General features: G+C 56.6%; 15 protein-coding genes. 7 read left to right on the top strand and 8 right to left on the bottom strand.

The annotated features are described in order from the left end of the window. Positions 1 to 29: 29 nt before the first annotated feature. Genes RSQ48_RS06770 through RSQ48_RS06780 form a run of 3 tightly spaced genes read left to right on the top strand, consistent with a single transcriptional unit; the run spans position 30 to position 2580 of the window. Positions 30 to 1013 carry an ABC transporter permease subunit gene (locus RSQ48_RS06770; protein ID WP_240208849.1) on the top strand — a complete coding sequence of 328 codons (984 nt, stop codon included), beginning with the start codon at positions 30 to 32 and terminating at the stop codon, positions 1011 to 1013. Beyond that, complete coding sequence (locus tag RSQ48_RS06775; protein ID WP_003801463.1) at positions 1010 to 1846, top strand: ABC transporter ATP-binding protein; 837 nt, start codon at positions 1010 to 1012, stop codon at positions 1844 to 1846. Before RSQ48_RS06770 ends, RSQ48_RS06775 begins: the two co-directional genes overlap by 4 nt. Beyond that, on the top strand, positions 1843 to 2580 hold the full coding sequence (locus RSQ48_RS06780) for an ABC transporter ATP-binding protein (protein WP_131071556.1): 738 nt from the start codon (positions 1843 to 1845) through the stop codon (positions 2578 to 2580). The genes RSQ48_RS06775 and RSQ48_RS06780 overlap by 4 nt, the downstream gene beginning before the upstream one ends. 180 nt (positions 2581 to 2760) lie before the next feature. Here RSQ48_RS06780 and RSQ48_RS06785 read toward each other — a convergent pair whose 3' ends face one another. Further along, entirely contained in the window at positions 2761 to 4464 is a 1704-nt protein-coding gene (locus tag RSQ48_RS06785; RefSeq protein WP_415302266.1) for a DUF262 domain-containing protein, read from the bottom strand. Positions 4465 to 4785: 321 nt separating this feature from the next. Further along, positions 4786 to 5475 (bottom strand): VIT family protein, encoded by a 690-nt coding sequence (locus tag RSQ48_RS06790; RefSeq protein ID WP_039943272.1) that lies wholly within the window; start codon positions 5473 to 5475, stop codon positions 4786 to 4788. A 479-nt stretch (positions 5476 to 5954) separates the two neighbouring features. Here RSQ48_RS06790 and RSQ48_RS06795 point away from each other — a divergent pair, with 479 nt between their 5' ends. Continuing rightward, positions 5955 to 6632, top strand: a complete 678-nt coding sequence (locus tag RSQ48_RS06795) for a type 1 glutamine amidotransferase domain-containing protein (protein WP_415302267.1) — start codon at positions 5955 to 5957, stop codon at positions 6630 to 6632. Between the two features lie 392 nt (positions 6633 to 7024). Further along, positions 7025 to 8776, top strand: a complete 1752-nt coding sequence (locus RSQ48_RS06800; protein WP_003801457.1) for a diguanylate cyclase — start codon at positions 7025 to 7027, stop codon at positions 8774 to 8776. Between the two features lie 193 nt (positions 8777 to 8969). On the opposite strand, the gene rlmF is transcribed toward RSQ48_RS06800, so the two are convergent. From rlmF to RSQ48_RS06830, 6 genes are all read right to left on the bottom strand, one after another. Continuing rightward, positions 8970 to 9965 (bottom strand): 23S rRNA (adenine(1618)-N(6))-methyltransferase RlmF, encoded by a 996-nt coding sequence (rlmF, locus tag RSQ48_RS06805; protein WP_301607190.1) that lies wholly within the window; start codon positions 9963 to 9965, stop codon positions 8970 to 8972. A 136-nt stretch (positions 9966 to 10101) separates the two neighbouring features. Further along, positions 10102 to 10563, bottom strand: coding sequence for a dUTP diphosphatase (gene dut, locus RSQ48_RS06810; protein WP_003801455.1), 462 nt, complete (start codon positions 10561 to 10563; stop codon positions 10102 to 10104). A 71-nt stretch (positions 10564 to 10634) separates the two neighbouring features. Continuing rightward, positions 10635 to 11819 (bottom strand): bifunctional phosphopantothenoylcysteine decarboxylase/phosphopantothenate--cysteine ligase CoaBC, encoded by a 1185-nt coding sequence (gene coaBC, locus RSQ48_RS06815; protein WP_003801454.1) that lies wholly within the window; start codon positions 11817 to 11819, stop codon positions 10635 to 10637. Between the two features lie 20 nt (positions 11820 to 11839). Then, the gene (gene lspA, locus RSQ48_RS06820; RefSeq protein WP_003801453.1) at positions 11840 to 12373 is read right to left on the bottom strand and encodes a signal peptidase II; all 534 of its coding nucleotides are present in this window, start codon (positions 12371 to 12373) and stop codon (positions 11840 to 11842) included. After that, positions 12366 to 15206, bottom strand: coding sequence for an isoleucine--tRNA ligase (gene ileS, locus RSQ48_RS06825; RefSeq protein WP_336579621.1), 2841 nt, complete (start codon positions 15204 to 15206; stop codon positions 12366 to 12368). The genes lspA and ileS overlap by 8 nt, the downstream gene beginning before the upstream one ends. Next, positions 15196 to 16161 (bottom strand): bifunctional riboflavin kinase/FAD synthetase, encoded by a 966-nt coding sequence (locus RSQ48_RS06830; protein WP_415302268.1) that lies wholly within the window; start codon positions 16159 to 16161, stop codon positions 15196 to 15198. Before RSQ48_RS06830 ends, ileS begins: the two co-directional genes overlap by 11 nt. 49 nt (positions 16162 to 16210) lie before the next feature. Here RSQ48_RS06830 and purN point away from each other — a divergent pair, with 49 nt between their 5' ends. After that, entirely contained in the window at positions 16211 to 16867 is a 657-nt protein-coding gene (purN, locus tag RSQ48_RS06835) for a phosphoribosylglycinamide formyltransferase (RefSeq protein WP_003801450.1), read from the top strand. Positions 16868 to 17041: 174 nt separating this feature from the next. Further along, positions 17042 to 18307 (top strand): RsmB/NOP family class I SAM-dependent RNA methyltransferase, encoded by a 1266-nt coding sequence (locus tag RSQ48_RS06840; RefSeq protein WP_240208848.1) that lies wholly within the window; start codon positions 17042 to 17044, stop codon positions 18305 to 18307. Positions 18308 to 18344 lie beyond the last annotated feature (37 nt).

An 18344-nucleotide genomic window follows, 5' to 3' on the forward strand; every position in this document is an offset into this window, starting at 1 on the left:
TGCTGGCCATTTTGCCTTTTGTGTTGGGCATGGCCGGTCAGAGCTGGGTCCGTACCCTGAACTTTGCCTTGCTCTATGTGATGCTGGCACTGGGCCTGAACATCGTGGTGGGTTTTGCCGGCCTGCTGGATCTGGGCTATATCGCGTTCTATGCGGTAGGAGCCTATGTCTGGGCTATGCTGGCCTCGCCACATTTTGGATTGCATTTGCCCTTCTGGGTGGTGTTGCCAGCCGGTATTGCCCTGGCAGCGGTATTTGGCGTTTTGCTGGGCTTTCCGGTGCTGCGCCTGCGTGGGGACTATCTGGCCATCGTGACTTTGGGGTTTGGTGAGATTATCCGCATCTTCATGAACAATCTGGATGCGCCCATCAACATCACCAACGGCCCGCAAGGGATCAATCGGGTCGATACCTTCAAGATTGGTGATTTCATCTTCGGTAAAGCGGAAACCCTGTTTGGCATACGGATAACCGGGCCGGAAAAGTACTATTACCTGCTTTTGCTGATCACCCTGCTGATTGTGTTCATCTGCGTGCGCTTGCAGCACTCCCGTATTGGGCGCGCCTGGGAAGCCATTCGTGAAGATGAAATTGCGGCCAAGGCTATGGGCATCAATACCCGTAACGTCAAACTGCTGGCTTTTGCCATGGGCGCAACCTTTGGTGGCGTGGCCGGCGGTCTGTTTGCTTCCATGCAAGGCTTCGTCAGCCCAGAGAGTTTCAGCCTGACCGAATCGATCGCCGTGCTGTGCATGGTTGTGTTGGGAGGGATGGGACATATCCCCGGAGTGATCGTGGGTGCCTTGCTGCTTTCCGTCTTCCCCGAGTTGCTGCGCTCCGTCGTGGTGCCCTTGCAGCAAAGCGTGTTTGGCGACGTGATTCTGGACCCGGACGGCATCCGTATGCTCCTGTTTGGTTTTGCTCTGGTACTGGTCATGATCTACCGCCCGGAAGGGCTATGGCCCTCCGCGGTGCGCCGTCGTGAGCGCAAAATGAAGCAGGTGCAAGCATGAGTGTGACCATGAACCAACACGTAAAAGAGGGCGAGGTGCTGTTGCAGGCAGAAGGCTTGTCCAAGCGCTTCGGCGGTTTGCAGGCCTTGTCCGATGTCAGTTTCAGCATTCGCAAAGGTGACATTTACGGTTTGATCGGCCCGAACGGCGCAGGTAAAACTACGCTGTTCAACGTGATGACGGGCCTGTATATCCCTGAGTCGGGCCGCTGCACCTTTGCGGGTCGTAACCTGACCGATTGCAAGCCCCATCAAATTGCTGAGTCCGGTTTTGCGCGTACTTTCCAAAACATTCGTTTGTTTGGCAGCTTGTCTGCCCTGGAAAACGTCATGATTGGTCGTCACGTCCGCACCCGCGCAGGCGTGCTGGGTGCGGTGCTGCGTAACCGCGCTACTCGTCAGGAAGAAGAGCAGATCGAGGCCCGTGCCTACGAGTTGCTGGATTACGTGGGCATCGCCCAGCACGCTAACGAGATTGCCCGGTCCTTGTCCTACGGTGACCAGCGCCGCCTGGAAATCGCCCGCGCCTTGGCAACCGATCCCATGTTGCTGGCCCTTGACGAACCGGCCGCTGGGATGAACCCGTCCGAGACCGTCGTCCTGCGCCAGCTGATTGAAAAAATCCGTGGTGACGGCATTACTGTCCTGCTGATCGAACACGATATGAAGCTGGTCATGGGCCTGTGTGACCGAGTCCTGGTGCTGGAATACGGCAAAGTATTGGCCGAAGGTAAACCTGCCGAAGTCCAGCATAACCCGCGTGTGATTGAAGCCTATCTGGGTGCGGGTGCTGCCAAAGAGCTGGGTATTACCGTTGAAGAGGAAAAGGCATGAGCACAGAACCGTTGATGCTGGATATTCGGGGCCTGGACGTGGCTTATGGTGGCATCCGGGCGGTACGCGGCCTGGACCTGCGAGTCGGGCAAGGCGAACTGGTTTGCCTGATTGGTGCTAACGGTGCTGGTAAAAGCACCACCTTGCGGGCTATTACCGGACTGGTTCCGGCGGCTGCCGGTCAGATTCAACACCAGGGCGAGAGCATAGTCGGCCTGCCATCACACCAGCTCGTGCGCCGTGGTGTGGTCATGGTGCCGGAAGGGCGGGGCATCTTTCCTCAACTGACGATTGAGGAAAACCTGGCCATGGGGGCATACACCCGCAAGGATCATCACGAAGTACGCCAGGATATCGAACGTATCTACACCCTGTTTCCTCGACTGGCTGAGCGTAAAAAACAATCGGCCGGGACGTTGTCCGGTGGGGAACAGCAGATGGTGGCCATGGGACGCGCCATGATTTCCCGGCCGTCCTTGCTACTGTTGGATGAGCCGTCGATGGGGCTGGCCCCGATCATGGTTGAGCGGATTTTCGAGCTGATCCAGACCATTGCCAAAGAAGGCGTGACGATCTTGCTGATCGAGCAGAATGCGCGCTTGGCATTGGAACTGGGAGATCGGGGCTATGTGATGGAGTCGGGGCGGATTATTCTGGAAGGGCCGGCTGCGCAGTTGCTGCATGACCCCAAGGTACGAGCCGCGTATCTGGGGGAAGAGGATTTTGCTGCGTAAGTAGGATTTAGGATTAGAAAAAAAAGCCAATCAGCTCAGAGCTGATTGGCTTTTTGATTTTTGTGCTGGGTTTTATAAGTAGTGAAGATTAATCTTGAGAGGGCTGCTTTCGACCCGTTGCCGCCATTGAGCTTTCAGGAAAGCTGTTGTTCAATGCTTTTCACTTAGTGGTGGTGTGCATCAGGTCAGCCTTTGCAGGGCCTTTACTATGCTGTCTTTGCGCTTCTCGTAGAACTCGTCAAACGCATCAAATACGTAGGATGTCATTTCTGGTATGAGGTGCCGCCGTCGAAAAGAAGCATCGCGCGTCTTGACCCATTCCTCAAATGGCGTAGCGTTTTTCGACAAATTCTCGGATTCGGTAAGCAATTGCAGGTTAGCGAGCAGGTTGTATTTAGCGATATACGATTGCACTTTGGATTCAGCGTAACCACGTCGTTTTAAGAGTCGAATCTGAAACTCCGACTGAGGGAATATATGGTCCTCGTGGAATACGGCGTCCTTCCAGTCCCGGTCGGGGTAGAGCAGTGACAGAACCAGGTTCGTATAGCGGCCCTGGTAGCGGTAGGTGAGTATGCGCTCGATCTCAGCATCGGTGAGCCTTGGCTCAATTTCCAGAGACTTGTAAAGGTCGTCGGCTGGGAACGGTGTATCGGGGCCTGCATCTTTCAACAACTCCCGAAGGCGGTTCAGCGTGGTGTCCGACGATCCGCCAAAAGCGTTCTTCAGGGTCGAGAAGATAAACCACTGTCGAATGGCGATTTGGGCCTCGGCGTCCTCGACCTTTGAGGACATGTCGAAGGTCCGGTTGCCCCGCTTAAGCAGGTAAAGGGCAATCGGCAGCAGTGCCAGAGGGGCAACGACGTTCTTGGAGTTGAAACCAAAGCGGGAGATCAGCCGCACGGTTGTTGTCAGGGCCTCCTTGATGTCGCCCCAATTTTCCTCGATCTTGCGCAAATTACTCCGAGAGAAGTTCTTCACCCTATATTGGATGGGTAGGTCTTCAGTCAGGTACAGACAAGCCTTCAGTACGAAGTCCTTGCCGAATCCGTAGCCGGTCCCGATGTCGTTGAGTGAGTCGGTGAACTCGTGGATTTCTTTTCGGGCATCCAGTGTCTCCCACTTCGCTGTCGCTGTGGCGAGCAGCAGATCCGAGTATTCTAGCGGCTGGCCCGCCGAGTTCGCCCGGACAAACACCTGCAATACCTTGTCGTAATCTTGAGATTTCTCCTGGTAGTAGTTGCCCACCAGGGTTGTGTGGATTTGGTTGTGCAGACGGCCGATCAGCCTGTTGGCGTTATCACGCAGGTCTTCCGGTAGCTCAGCCAGCTTCGATTTCATGTCGGCCTTCGCGTCTTCAGCGTCCTCGAAGTCGAGGATGCGGCCCACGGGATACCAAAGCTGCGGGGCTTTGCCACTAGGATCGCCGCTCTCACGGAAGGCGAAACCGTAGGTCAACTCCTCCGGGTTGTCCTCGTTCGGCGTCGGAGGCTTTAGCAGATTGAGATAGAGGCTGGTCTGGCGCCAACGGTAGTAGAAGTAACGGTACGAACCCTTCAGGCCGATCAGGAGTGATGTGATGCGTTGCTGGCCGTCGAGGACGAGAGTAACGTCCCTGGTGATCCCCGCCATGTTCGCCAGTGGGTTGTGCGACGACTCGCCGTCGAAGTCTCGGATGAATTCGTAGATCGGCCACTCGTCTTTATTCTTTTGCTCTAACTTCCAGTACAGGAACGAACCGATGGGGAAGTCCGCCATAATCGAATCGAACAGCCGTTCGATGCGGTCGGTCCCCCACACGAATTCCCGCTGAATGGCCGGCAGGTAAATATCCCGATTTACCTGCCGGATGATGTCGCTGACCCTAACGGGTATATATTCCAATTAGCCTCTCCTTGCCTAACTTTGTTTTCTGGCAACATCTCCGTCGCGTAACATTGGAATGCCTGAGAATTTGCCCAACAAGTGTCTTTTTAGAAAAACAAAACATGAGCAAGATGGGATAGTAAGGCAGGAATAGCTGTAGTCAACAGCCTTAGGGGTAGATGCGATCAATCTGGCATACAGTAGGCCTCTCTTGTCTTGATGAACGCAATCCGCATTGGATGGCCAGCGACTGCTCAAGGCCGAAAGCAGCCTTGATGAGCTGAACGCTATCGTTCTACTGGGGATATCCATCTGGCATTGTCAAAGAAGGTCCTGCAATTAAGCAGCCACACCAAACAAAGCACCGACGCCAGCCGTTAGCCCCATCGCCAATGCCCCCCAGAAGGTCACGCGGGCGGTCGAGACGAATAGCGGAGCGCCACCTGCCTTGGCGGCGATCAAGCCTAGAAGGGCAAGAAAGAGCAGCGAGCTGCCTGCGACATACCACATGAGTGCAGCCGTCGGCAGCAGCAGAACCACCAGCAAAGGCAGCAGGGCGCCGGCTGCAAACGTCGCAGCGGAGGCTAGTGCAGCCTGTACCGGTTTGGCCGCCAAGGTCTCTGATATGCCGAGCTCGTCTCGCGCATGGGCCCCGAGTGCGTCGTGGGCCATTAGCTGGGTCGCGACATGTGACGCCAGATTTTCATCCAGGCCCCGATTGATATAAATGGCTGTGAGTTCGGCATGTTCCTGCTCAGGGTTCTTCGCCAGTTCTGCTTTCTCGCGGGCCAGATCTGCGCTCTCTGTATCGGCTTGTGAACTGACTGATACATACTCACCGGCCGCCATGGACATGGCACCAGCGACCAGGCTGGCAACGCCTGCAACAAGAATGCTCTTGGCACTTGCTCCTGTGGCCGCCACCCCCAAGACCAAGCTGGCTGTCGAGACAATCCCGTCATTCGCCCCTAAAACAGCGGCTCGAAGCCAGCCTGTACGGTGCGTCTTGTGTCTTTCAGTATGTCTCATAGATAGCCCCAGATTGGTGTGTGGTTGCGTACGGTGCCGGTCGTATGACGTATGGCCTGTTTAAGTGAAGCATGAAGCGCGCGCTGTCAGTCCCGGCATCTAATTAACCATCATCAGGATCAACAGTCATGCGATATTGACGCCAGTATGGTTGTCTGCGTGCCGTTCTTCGCGTGAAACCGTGGTGAATCTACATGCCCCCCTGCACCACTTATTTACAAGCAAAGCATACACAAGTCTGTGAAGACTGCGGCAAGACATGATCCTGTTGGTGGGCTAGCGCGTGGGCGAGCGAATGAATGTGGTAGGGGAGTGAGTCGGGGGTATCACTCAGCACCGTCGGTGACAGCCACTTCGGGCCATGATTGGCATGCTCAGCGGCAGCGGTTTTGGTAAGCTGGTACTTGGCATCACCAGTGAGTAAGGTCCTGCTGGCGCGATTGCTTGTTTCTCTGTCCTCCATTCAAAGAAGGTGCTCCATGAAGATTTTGATGATTCTGACTTCGCACGATCAACTGGGCAACACAGGTCAAAAAACGGGTTTCTGGCTGGAGGAGTTCGCTGCGCCTTATTACGTCTTTAAGGACGCGGGGGCGCAGATCACGGTCGCGTCGCCACAGGGTGGGCAGGTGCCACTGGACCCCAAGAGCGACGATCCTGCGGCGCAGACCGATGACACACGCCGTTTCAAGGAAGATCCCGCCGCCCAGGCCTTGCTTGGCAACACGCATAAACTGAAGGAGGTTGCCGCCGCCGACTTTGATGCTGTGTTTTATCCCGGTGGCCATGGGCCATTGTGGGACTTGGCCGAAGACCCCTTATCCATTGCGCTGATCGAAACCATGCTGAGCGCCGGCAAGCCGGTCGCTGCGGTCTGCCATGCACCCGGCGTATTGCGTCGTGTCAAGGCGCCTGATGGCACGCCGCTGGTTCGGGGTAAATCCGTCACCGGTTTTGCCAATAGCGAGGAAGAGGCTGTCGGCCTGACCGATGTTGTGCCATTTCTGGTGGAAGACATGTTGAAAGAGAACGGCGGTAATTACAGCAAAGGCGGTGACTGGCAACCCTATGTGGCCAGCGATGGCTTGCTGATCACTGGTCAGAACCCGGCCTCGTCCAAACCGGTCGCCCAGGCCTTGCTGAAGCTCTTGGGCTGACCCAGCCTAGCCAACGATGCTGAGCGCAGCATCGTTGGTGTGGTGGTTCTTGCGCCTGGTAGGGACGAGGTACGTTCAATTGTTCGGGCAGCCATGGTTTTTGGACGTTGAGACAGCTAACCGTACTTGGGTGGTCAGTTGTACCTTTAACTGCTCACGGCGATCGCGCTACTGCGGGCCGTTGCGGCGGCAGGCCTGAATATCCAGTGCGCTCGTGGTTGCGCCAGCCTCACGCTTATGAGACCGGCCATGTGTGTGGCCCTGCAAATCAAGTTGTATGCCCTTTGCCTGACACTGAGGGGCAATGAGCAGCAATGCATCCAAATGGCGTGACAAAGCAGCTGAAAACGTCGCTCGAGGCTACAATGTAAAATTCTTGAAACCTAATCTATATGCTGGGACGCTTCGCGATGCGACGAGTGACACGCAGCTTGCGTCAGCGGCTGATCATGATTTTCGGTGGAGTTTCGCTGCTGTTGGGGCTTGTGTCCTCCGTCGTGATCGAGAATAGAGCCACACAGACCTTAACATCCCTCGGCCAAGACAAGCTGGAAGAAATCTCTCGCTCAATTGCCAGGGTGATGTCCCAGAGTTTGGTAGAAAGGCGCCGTGAGATCGATCTTATCAGCCGCTTGCCAACCCTGACTCTTGAGGACTGGCAAACCGAGTCTGTACGGACCATTATTGATGCCGTTAAACAAGGCTATCGGCCTTACGCCTGGATGGGGCTAAGCGACATCAACGGTCGTGTCATTGTGGCCTCCGACGGTCTGCTTGAAGGCGTTGATGTCAGTGCTCGCCCTTGGTTCATCAGGGGTAAAGAACGCTTGTTTACGGGCGACGTTCATGAAGCCCTACTTCTGGCTCGTCATCTTCAGCCCTCCGCATCCCCGTCTGAGCCTCTGCGTTTCATTGACTTTGCCGCCCCGGTCCGCAACAGCCAAGGCGAAATAATTGGAGTCATTGCGACACACGCGCATTGGACGTGGATCGAAGCGGTCATCAAGGAAAGTGTCAGCCAGGAGCATACCAGTCATCAGATTGATGTCTTTCTTGTCGATCGGGCAGGGCAAGTACTGTACACACTTTCAAGAACGCGTGAAGTCGAGCTATTCGGTACCTCATCTGCCAGCGGTGCACTCAACCTCACCTTAACTGAGGACATGTTCAAGGAATATATTTCAGCTCGTGCCGCCATCGTCGGCCCAGGCTCGGAAGACCTTGGATGGTCGATTGTCGTGCGCCAGCCACGCGAGATTGCACTTGCCAGCGTCAGCATCCTGCACCAGCAGATGCTCTGGCTCGGAATCGGTCTTTCCCTGCTGCTGGTCGTGCTGGCTGACCGGGCCGCTGTCCGGTTCAGCAGGCCGTTGCAAGACATTGAAAGAACCGCGTCTCAGATCAACGCGGGCAAAGAGGACGTCAATTTTTCTGTTAAATCCAGTGGAATCCGCGAACTCGACTCCTTGAGCCTGTCGCTTGCTGGCATGACGCATACGCTGATAACGCGCAAAACAGCGCTACAAGACCTGAATCAGTCGCTTGAGTCTCAGGTGCTGGCTCGAACCGCCGACCTGACAGAAGCGAACAGGAAGCTGGAGTCGCTCGCCTCCACAGATGGTTTAACGGGTTTAGCCAATCGACGCCAGTTCGACAAAATCTTGCTGGAAGAAATTGCACGCGCTCGTCGTCATTCTCATCCTCTTGCGCTAATCCTGCTGGACATTGATTTTTTCAAGCATTTCAATGATCGCTATGGACATCAAGCCGGTGATGACTGCCTGCGAGCTGTGGCGCAGGCCCTCAAGAAGGTGGGCCGACGCTCGAGCGATTTTGTGGCCCGCTACGGGGGTGAAGAGTTTGCGATTATTTTGCCTGAAACTCCATGCGCTAAAGCCCTAGAGCTGGCAAAGGCCGTTTGCACCACCGTGCGATCCTTGGACATCCCGCATTCGGACTCACCCATCGGGTTTGTCACAATCAGTGCGGGCGTCACCTGTCTCGACACACGCGATCCTCAACCCGCGATCACACTTGTGTCGCGTGCTGACGCGGCGCTCTATAAGGCTAAAGTCAGCGGTCGCAACCAAGCATTCCTCGACAATTCTGGCCATTTGGACGGTAGGGGCAAGCCTACGGCCTGAAGGCTTGAGTTGCTGGGTGGTGGGGGAGTGACGTCATTGAGCCGGGCAGCCTCCGAGGGCGCGGCGCGTGAGAGTACGGTAGGTCGAAACCGTGTGGACCTAGTGTTCTCGTTGGCGTTGTGTCACCTAAGACTTCCTTAGCAGCGCAAGCGCTGTTTATCTGGCTGTATCTCGTCCAGCGTTTGCTACGAGCCTACTGCCAACGCGCCTTGCGCCAAGCCTCTTGTTCCCCAGCGTCAAGAAACGTCCAGGCTACAAACCGACTTTGCTTTTGACCTTGCGTCATTTCAACTGTCTGTATCTTGAAGGCCTTGGCCTTCCTCAAAGCAGACAAGATTCCAGGTAAGTTCGACGCTTTGGACACCAAGCTGCTGAACCATAGCACTTGCCGGCCTACAATCGTGCTTTCTTCTATCATGCGGCGTATAAAGCGTGCTTCACCACCCTCACACCATAGCTCTGCATGTTGCCCACCGAAATTCAGCACAGGCGCCTGTTGTTTAGGCACCGCCTTGCCCAGTCCGCGCCATTTGCGCTGGCTGCCGCTTAAGGCCTCATCGAGCGATGAATGAAAGGGCGGGTTGCATAGCGTCAGGTCAATGTAGTCATTTGCACCCAGGATGCCTTTAAAAATATGGGCGGGCGATTTCTGTTGACGTAACTTGATGGCAGCCGACAGGCCGGGATTGGCATGAATAATCGTGCGCGCCGATGTTAAGGCACTTGCGTCAATGTCCGTGCCCAGAAACTGCCAGCCATACTCGGCATGACCAATCAAAGGGTAGATGGCATTTGCGCCGACGCCAATATCAAGGACACGCACTGCTTCACCGCGGGGAATGCTCCCCTTATTGCTGTTGGCTAGCACATCGGCCAAGTAGTGCACGTAATCGGCACGCCCAGGAATAGGAGGGCACAGGTAATTGGCCGGAATATCCCAATGTGCTATGCCGTAAAAGCTCTTGAGCAGGGCGCGATTCAGGGCTTTGACGGCATTCGGATCTGCGAAGTTGATGCTTTGATCGCCGTAGGGATTGACGAAAACGAAAGCTGCCAGTTCGGGTGTCTCTTTGATCAGGGTGTCAAAGTCATAACGGCCCTGATGGCGGTTACGCGGATGGAGTTGAGCCGCTGTTTTGTTTGATGTGGCTCGTTCAGCGTTGGAACTACCTGTTTTGTGAGAGGGCATTGAAGTCCGAAAATGGCTTGGGTCAGTCTGAATCGTGGCGCTGGCACGCGTGTAGAGCATCGTGTCAGGGCTGTAAAGGAGCGATGCCTGCTGTGGTCAGGCGGGTGTGCATCGCGTCCTTCTCTCGCCTTAAGGCTTAATGCTTGCCTGTGCTGCCAAAGCCGCCGGTGCCACGTTCTGTCTCAGTAGAGAACTCGCTTACCAACTGCAGCGCTACTTGCACGACTGGCTGGAACATGAGCTGAGCGATACGTTCGCCGGGCTGAATGACATAGTCCTGGTCGCTGTCGTTGGCCAGAATCACCCCGATCTCGCCGTGGTAGTCGGCATCAATCACGCCAATGCCTTGTGCAACCCGCACACCGTGTTTGAGGGACAGGCCCGAGCGTGAGGCGACGATGGCAACCAGACCAGGGTCCATCATATTAATGGCCAGTCCGGTTTTAACCAGTGTGCGGCCGCCTGCGGGCAGGGTGACGGCTTCGCTCAGGCAAGCACGCAGGTCCATGGCAGCAGAGCCGTCCGTGGCGTAGCTGGGGGCTTCAATGGTCGTGCCCAACAGATCATTGACGATGCGAGCTTCAATACGGCGATGCATAGACGGTATCCTGAAAAAAAGAGGCAGCGCATCTGCTTGGCGCTGCCCGCAATCATAAAAGAGAAAAAGCGTTAAAGCCGCTGGGCGATATTTTGTACCAGTTGACGTGCAGCCAGCAGTTTATCCTGGGCAGGCCAGTGCATATGGCCTTGCTCGTCAAATAGCACGAGTTCGGTGTCGTCGGCGTTCATGGCGCGCTGGGCCAGGTTGGCAACCAGCAAAGGCACATTTTTACGCTGGCGCTTGGCCTGGGCGTGCTCGATCAAATTGTCTGTCTCGGCGGCAAAGCCGACGCAGAAAGGACCGTTCTTAAGTGCGGCAACCTCGGCCAGAATATCGGGATTGGGGCTGAATTGCAGGTTTGGTGTGGCTTGTTCAGACGTCTTTTTAATCTTGATGTCGCTGGCATTGCTGACGTACCAGTCGGCCACCGCTGCAACGCTGATGAAGATATCGGCATCATCCACTTGAGACATGACGGTGGCGTGCATTTGGCGGGCCGTTTCCACGTTGATGCGACGCACCTGGTAAGGCGTTTCCAGTGCAACCGGCCCTGAGACTAGCGTGACGTGTGCACCAGCCTCCTGAGCCGCCCGTGCAATGGCGTAGCCCATCTTGCCGGAGGAGCGGTTGCTGATGACGCGCACCGGGTCAATCGGCTCGCTGGTAGGGCCAGCGGTAATCAGCACGCGTTTGCCCGCCAGCAGTTTGGGCTGAAAGAACGCCGTCAGCTCAGCAAGCAGTTGGGCCGGTTCCAGCATGCGCCCGTCGCCGGTTTCACCACAGGCCTGGTCCCCTGTGCCGGGGCCCAGAATATGCACACCGTCGCGGCGTAGTTGTTCCACATTGCGCTGGGTAGCCGGATGCAGCCACATTTCCCGGTTCATGGCCGGGGCCAGCAGTAGCGGGCAATGACCACGGGCGATGCACAAGGTGCTGAGCAAGTCGTCGGCCAGGCCATTGGCCAGCTTGGCCATGAAGTTGGTGCTGGCCGGCGCAATCAGAATGGCGTCTGCGTCCCGGCTGAGCTGGATGTGGGCCATATTATTAGGTACACGTGCATCCCACAGATCGGTATAGACCGTGCGGCCCGACAAGGCCTGAAAAGTGACCGGGCTGATAAAACGCGTGGCCGATTCGGTCATCACGACATCAATCCGGGCGCCCAGGTCCTGGCTGCGACGCAAGAGTTCGGCGGTTTTATAAGCAGCGATGCCGCCGGTGATGCCAAACACCAGTTTTTTATTGCTAAGCATAGGACATGATCCTTACAGACTCAGGAGCGCTGTCGTTTGTTGCGGCGCATGCGCAGAAACTCATCCAGCACCAACAAGGCAGCGCCGCAGCTAATGGCGACGTCGGCAATGTTGAAGGCTGGAAAGTAGGACTGATTCCAGTAAAAAAGCAGGAAATCCACAACGTGACCATGCATCAGACGATCGACCACATTACCTACGGCCCCGCCCAGAATCAGGCTCAGTGACAGGCAGAACAAGGGCTGTTTGGCGGATCGACGCAGCATGGTCACGATAAACACCGTGGCAATGGCGGCAATGCCGACAAAGAACCAGCGTTGCCAGCCCTGGCCGCCGGCCAGGAAACTGAACGCAGCCCCGGGGTTGTAGAGCAGGGTGAAGTCAAAAAAAGGCAGGATGTTCCAACGTTCCTGATAGAACAGGTTGCTGTCGAAATACTGCTTGGTCCACTGGTCCAGACCTACGATCAAGGCGGCCAGACCAATCCAGGCCCAGAACTGCCGGGAGGGCAGTCGGGCCTGGTCGGGAGAAGAGGCCATGTCCTGATCAGGCATGGTGACGCACTTCGCCTTCGCCAAACAGATTGTCCTCGCAACGACCACACAGGGTGGGGTGCTCGGCGCTTTGGCCTACGTCAGGGCGATGGTGCCAGCAGCGCTCGCACTTGGCCTGTTCGGTAGGGGTGACATCAATGCGCAAGTCGCCTTCGCCAGCGTGCACGTCGGCACGGGAAACGATCAGCATGAAGCGCAAGTCTTCGCCCAGGGATCGCAGGAATTCCAGATCCTGATCTTGGGCGTAGATGTCGATCTCGGCAGCCAGGGACGAACCGATGGCGCCGGTGCTGCGTACATCTTCAATACGACGCATCACGTCGGCACGGATGGCGCGCAGACGCTGCCATTTGGCGCTAAGTGCCGACTGCTCGCCTTGCTCGGGCAAGGCATGGAACAGTTCGGTGAAGATGGTGCCGCTAGGAACCGAACCACCGTGCATGTCGCGCCAGGCTTCTTCTGCCGTGAAGGACAGGATAGGGGCCATCAGCTTGAGCAGTGTCTGGGTCAAGTGATACAGCGCGGTCTGAGCCGAGCGGCGGGGCTGACCCTCTTTAGCGGTGGTGTACAGGCGGTCTTTCAGAATATCCAGGTAGAAAGCCCCCAGATCTTCAGAGCAGAAGGTTTGCAAGCGGGCCACGATAGGATGGAATTCGTAGCGCTTGTAGTTCTCCAGCAGGTCGGCCTGCATGTCGGCGGTCATTTGCAGGGCGTAACGGTCGATCTCGATCAATTGATCAACAGGCACTGCATGTTGGGTGACATCGAAGTCGGCCAGGTTACCCAGCAGAAACTTCAAGGTATTGCGGATACGGCGGTAGCCTTCCACAACACGCTTCAGAATTTCATCGGAGATGGACAGCTCGCCCGAATAGTCCGTGGAGGCGGCCCACAGGCGCATGATTTCGGCGCCCATCTTGTCGGCAATCTCTTGCGGCTTGATGATGTTGCCCAGCGATTTGCTCATCTTGCGGCCATTGCCGTCCACCACAAAACCATGGGTGAGCAGGGCTTTGTACGGTGCGCGACCGTACAACATGCAGCCAGTCAGTAAGGAGGAATGGAACCAGCCACGGTGTTGGTCCGAACCTTCCAGGTACAGATCGGCAGGCCATTGCAGCTTGTCGGCGTGCGAACCGTGCGTGGTGTGATCCTTGCCGCCCAAAACGGTGGCGTGCGTGGTGCCCGAGTCAAACCACACGTCCAGCGTGTCGCGGTTTTTCTCGTACAGATCGGCCTCGTCGCCCAGGAGCTCACGCGGGTCCAGGTTCTGCCAGGCTTCGATACCGTTTTTTTCGATGCGTTGAGCGACTTGTTCCATCAGCTCGGGCGTGCGCGGATGCAGCTCACCCGTTTCCTTATGTACAAAGAACGCCATGGGTACACCCCATTGACGCTGTCGCGACAAGGTCCAGTCAGGGCGGTTGGCGATCATGGCATGCAGGCGGGCGCGACCCCAGGAGGGGTAGAACTCGGTGTTGTCAATGGCTTCCAGCGCCATCTCGCGCAGCGTGCGGCCACTGCTGTTTTCCTTGTCCATGCCGGCAAACCATTGGCTGGTGGCGCGGTAGATAATGGGGGTTTTGTGGCGCCAGCAGTGCATATAGCTGTGTGGGTGTTGCTCGGTCTTGAGCAAAGTGCCAGCGTTTTGCAAGGTTTCCACGATTTGTGGGTTGGCCTTCCAGATCAGCTGACCGCCAAACAGAGGCAGATTGTCGGCGTAGTGCCCATTGCCCATGACGGGTTTGAGCATATCGTCGTCCTTCATGCCGTGGGCTTTGCAGGAGATAAAGTCCTCAATACCGTAGGCAGGGGCCGAGTGAACCACGCCAGTACCGCTGTCCAGGGTGACATAGTCGCCCAGGTACACGGGGGAGCGGCGCTGATAGCCAGCATCCACCTTGGCCAGCGGGTGATCAAATTCGATCAGGTTCAGGGCTTCACCCGTCGTGGTGGCAACAATCTGGCCGGTCAGCCCCCATTGTTCCAGACAGGATTTAACCAGATCCTCAGCTACGATCAGCATGGAGCCAGTCGCGCGTGCCGTGTCCAGTTTGACCAGGGCGTAGCGGATTTCGGGGTGGACGTTCAGCGCCTGGTTGGCAGGGATGGTCCAAGGAGTGGTGGTCCAGATGACGATGGCGCCATCGTCCACGTTGCTTACGCCAAAAGCGCTCGCCAATTTGTCTTTCTGGGCGAAGGGGAAAGCCACATGCACGGATGGGTCGGTGCGATCCGCGTATTCAACCTCGGCTTCTGCCAGGGCCGAGCCACAGTCAAAACACCAGTTCACCGGTTTCAGGCCACGAAAGACGAAACCCTTTTGCATGATCTTGGACAGCGCGCGCAGCTCGTCGGCTTCGTTGCTGAAGTTCATGGTCAGGTAGGGATTCTCCCAGTCCGCCAGCACGCCCAGACGTTTGAAGTCCTTGCGCTGGCTCTCGATCTGTTCCAGCGCGTAGGCACGTGCCTTGGCCTGAACGTCGGCCACAGGCAGGTTCTTGCCGTACTTCTTTTCAATCTGAACTTCAATGGGCATGCCGTGGCAGTCCCAGCCAGGCACATATTGCGCGTCAAAGCCAGCCATGTTGCGGCTCTTGACGATGATGTCTTTCAAAATCTTGTTGACCGCGTGCCCGATGTGAATGTCACCGTTCGCATAGGGCGGGCCGTCGTGCAAAATGAACTTGGGACGACCGGCGCTGGCTTGCCGAATTGCTGCATAGACTTTGTTTTCTTCCCACTGGCTAATCCAGCCCGGCTCACGTTTGGCGAGATCACCACGCATGGGAAAAGGCGTGTCGGGCAAATTGAGAGAGTTTTTATAGTCCATTTGAAGCAAAGTAGTCGCGAGCGCGTTGTGCATCGTTGTCGATGGCAGCGATCATTGTGATGAGGTCAGGGAATTTTTCTTCGTCCCTGACAAATTCCAGAAATTCTATACGGGCAAGTTTACCGTAAGCATCCAGGCGTTGGTCCAGTAAATGCACCTCCAAGAGCAGCCGTCCCTGGTCGATGACAGTTGGGCGCACGCCCAGGGAGGCAATGCCGGGCAGAGCCTGCCCGGCCAGTCCGTGAACGCGAACCACGTACACGCCCGAGCGGGCGGCACAGTGCTCAGGGACACGGACATTGAGTGTCGGGTAGCCAATATCCCGGCCCAGCTTCTGGCCATGAATGACATGACCACTAATGTGAAAAGGTTTGCCCAGCAGCGCACGGGCGCGGTCCAGTTGACCGACGGCCAGGGCGGTGCGCACTTCCGAGCTGGAAATGCGGCGGCCATCGGCATCGGCCACGTCGTGCAAGGTCTCGACACTAAAACCATGACGTTTGCCCGCTTCGCGCAACATCTCAATGTCGCCGGCGCGTTTGTGGCCATAGCGGAAGTCTTCGCCCACCAGTAGCCAGCCCGTATTCAGGCCCTGAACCAGAATGTCTTCAATAAAGGTTGCTGCCGACATGTCGGCCATGGTCTGGTTGAAACGGGCCAGATAAATTTGTTCAATGCCGCACTGGTGCAGGGCCTCGACCTTGTCCCGCAAGCCGCTGATTTGCGTCGGTATCAGTTCGGGCCGTTGGCCGCGCTGCGCGAAAAAGGCGCGTGGGTGCGGGGTGAAGGTCATGACACAGGAGCTAAGACCTTGCTGGCGGGCCACGTCATTGACGCGGTGCAAGATGGCCTGGTGGCCCAGATGCACGCCGTCAAAATTACCAATGGTGACCGCGCTGCGGGCCGTGCTGTTGCGCCGTGGCAGAGAGCGATAGAGTTTTAGATCAGATTTCACAAGCGAGAGTTTACAATTTTGGATTCGTTATTTCTCGGGAAACAGGATTTTGACCGATTCCACCGTACCTTGTCGCCTTGTTGTGCTTATTTCAGGCCGCGGCTCCAACTTGCAAGCCATAGGCGAACTGATCAAGACAGCGGGCCTAAATGGCCGTATCGAGGCGGTCATCTCTAACAAGGCCGATGCGCCCGGATTGGCATGGGCACAGCGTCAAGGGCTGCCTGTCCAGACCGTTTCGCATCGCGAATTTGCAACACGCGAGGCCTTTGACCAGGCTTTGGCGCGCGTGATTGACCGCTACCAGCCAGATTATGTTCTACTGGCAGGATTCATGCGCATCCTGAGCACCGATTTTGTTCAGCACTATGCAGGCAAGCTCATCAATATACACCCATCCTTGCTTCCCAGCTTTCCCGGTTTGAATACCCATCAACAGGCACTTGACGCAGGCGTGCAGTTTCATGGCTGCTCGGTGCACTTTGTGACCCCTGTGCTCGATGATGGTCCCATCATTGCCCAGAGCATTGTGCCTGTCTTGCACAACGATGATGCACAAACCTTGGCAGAGCGCGTTCTGGCCACTGAACATCACGTCTATACCGAGGCCGTACGCTGGCTGATCGAGGGGCGCGTGCGTTTGCATGCCGATGGCCGTGTCGAGGTGGCCGGTCTTGCGCATCGCGGCTTTTATTTCCCCGCCTGATTTAAGCGGGTTATTTGGAATTTTTGAATATTCATGTCTGATCACCAACAATCTCGCGGCCGCTCGGACCGCAAGCGCCCATCCTCGACGGACCAACGTAACGAGTCTGGAGCGCGCGGTCGTCCTTATGCAGCACGCCGTGACAAACCCTCGGGCCCACCCGAGCCGGGAGCGATGGCACAGCGTCGTCTGGAACAGGTTTCCAGTGCCCTGGGTGAAGTTTTGCAATGGAAGCATCCCGCCGACCTGGCTTTGACCCGCTGGGCCCGTACACGCCCCAAAATGGGCTCGCGTGACCGTGCCGAGATTCGTGAAGCTGTTTTCGACGTATTGCGTCACTTGCGCCAGTACCGTAATTGGGCAGAAAGCGGCGTGGGCCCGTCCACCCGTCGTCTGGCCATTCTTGGCCTGTCTACCGCGATGGGGCAGGAATCTCTGGCGCTGGGGCTGACACAAGAAGAGCGTCAGTGGCTGAGCCATATCCGTGCCCTGAACGTAGACGGTTTGCCAGTTGGCGTGCGCCTGAGCCTGCCTGAGTGGCTGGAAGAGCGTCTGAAAGAGATTCCGGACTCTTACAAACTGATGGCCGCCATGAACGAGCAGGCTTTGCTGGATCTGCGCGTCAACCCCATGAAAGCCGAGCGCGACATCGTGCTGCGCCAGTTGCAAAACGGTCCCATGGCCCGATTCAAACCGGTTGCCATGCCTTTTTCGCCCTGGGGTATCCGAATTGAAGGCCGCCCCTCTGTCGCTGTATGGCCACAGTATGAAAAAGGTGAGCTGGAAATTCAGGAAGAGGGCAGCCAGTTGCTGACCGCCTTGCTTGAGCCCCGTCGGGGCGAGATGGTCATCGATTACTGCGCGGGCGCCGGTGGCAAATCCCTGCTCCTGGGAGCCCTGATGCGCTCCACAGGCCGCCTGTACGCCTTTGACGTGTCGGCCACGCGCCTGAACAAGGCCAAGCCGCGGTTTGCCCGCGCCGGTCTGTCCAATGTGGTACCGGTGGTCATTCAGGAAGAAGGCGACCAGCGTGTTCGTCGCCTGCATGGCAAGGCTCACCGTGTGTTGGTGGATGCACCGTGCAGCGGATTGGGAACTTTGCGTCGAAATCCTGATCTTAAATGGCGTCAACACCCGCAGGCTCTGGAGCAGTACACTCAGATGCAGGCCGACATTCTGGAACAAGCCGCCGCTTGTGTTGCACCAGGAGGTCGTTTGGTTTACGCAACATGCAGTTTCTTGCCCGAGGAAAACGAGCAACAAGTGCAGGCATTCTTGGACAAACATCCCGAGTTCCGACTGCTGGACGCCCGGGAAATATTGAAGGACAAATGTCCGGCCCTTGCGCTAGAGGGGCCTTATTTAAATCTGCGCACGGACCGTCACCAGACAGATTGTTTCTTTGGTGCGGCACTTGAACGAATCACGGAAAGTGCTTGATTTAAAGCAAGTTCGTCCTTAAATAATGTTATTGTTA

The organism is Alcaligenes sp. SJTW-7 (assembly GCF_047716895.1).
Taxonomy (GTDB): domain Bacteria; phylum Pseudomonadota; class Gammaproteobacteria; order Burkholderiales; family Burkholderiaceae_B; genus Alcaligenes; species Alcaligenes ammonioxydans.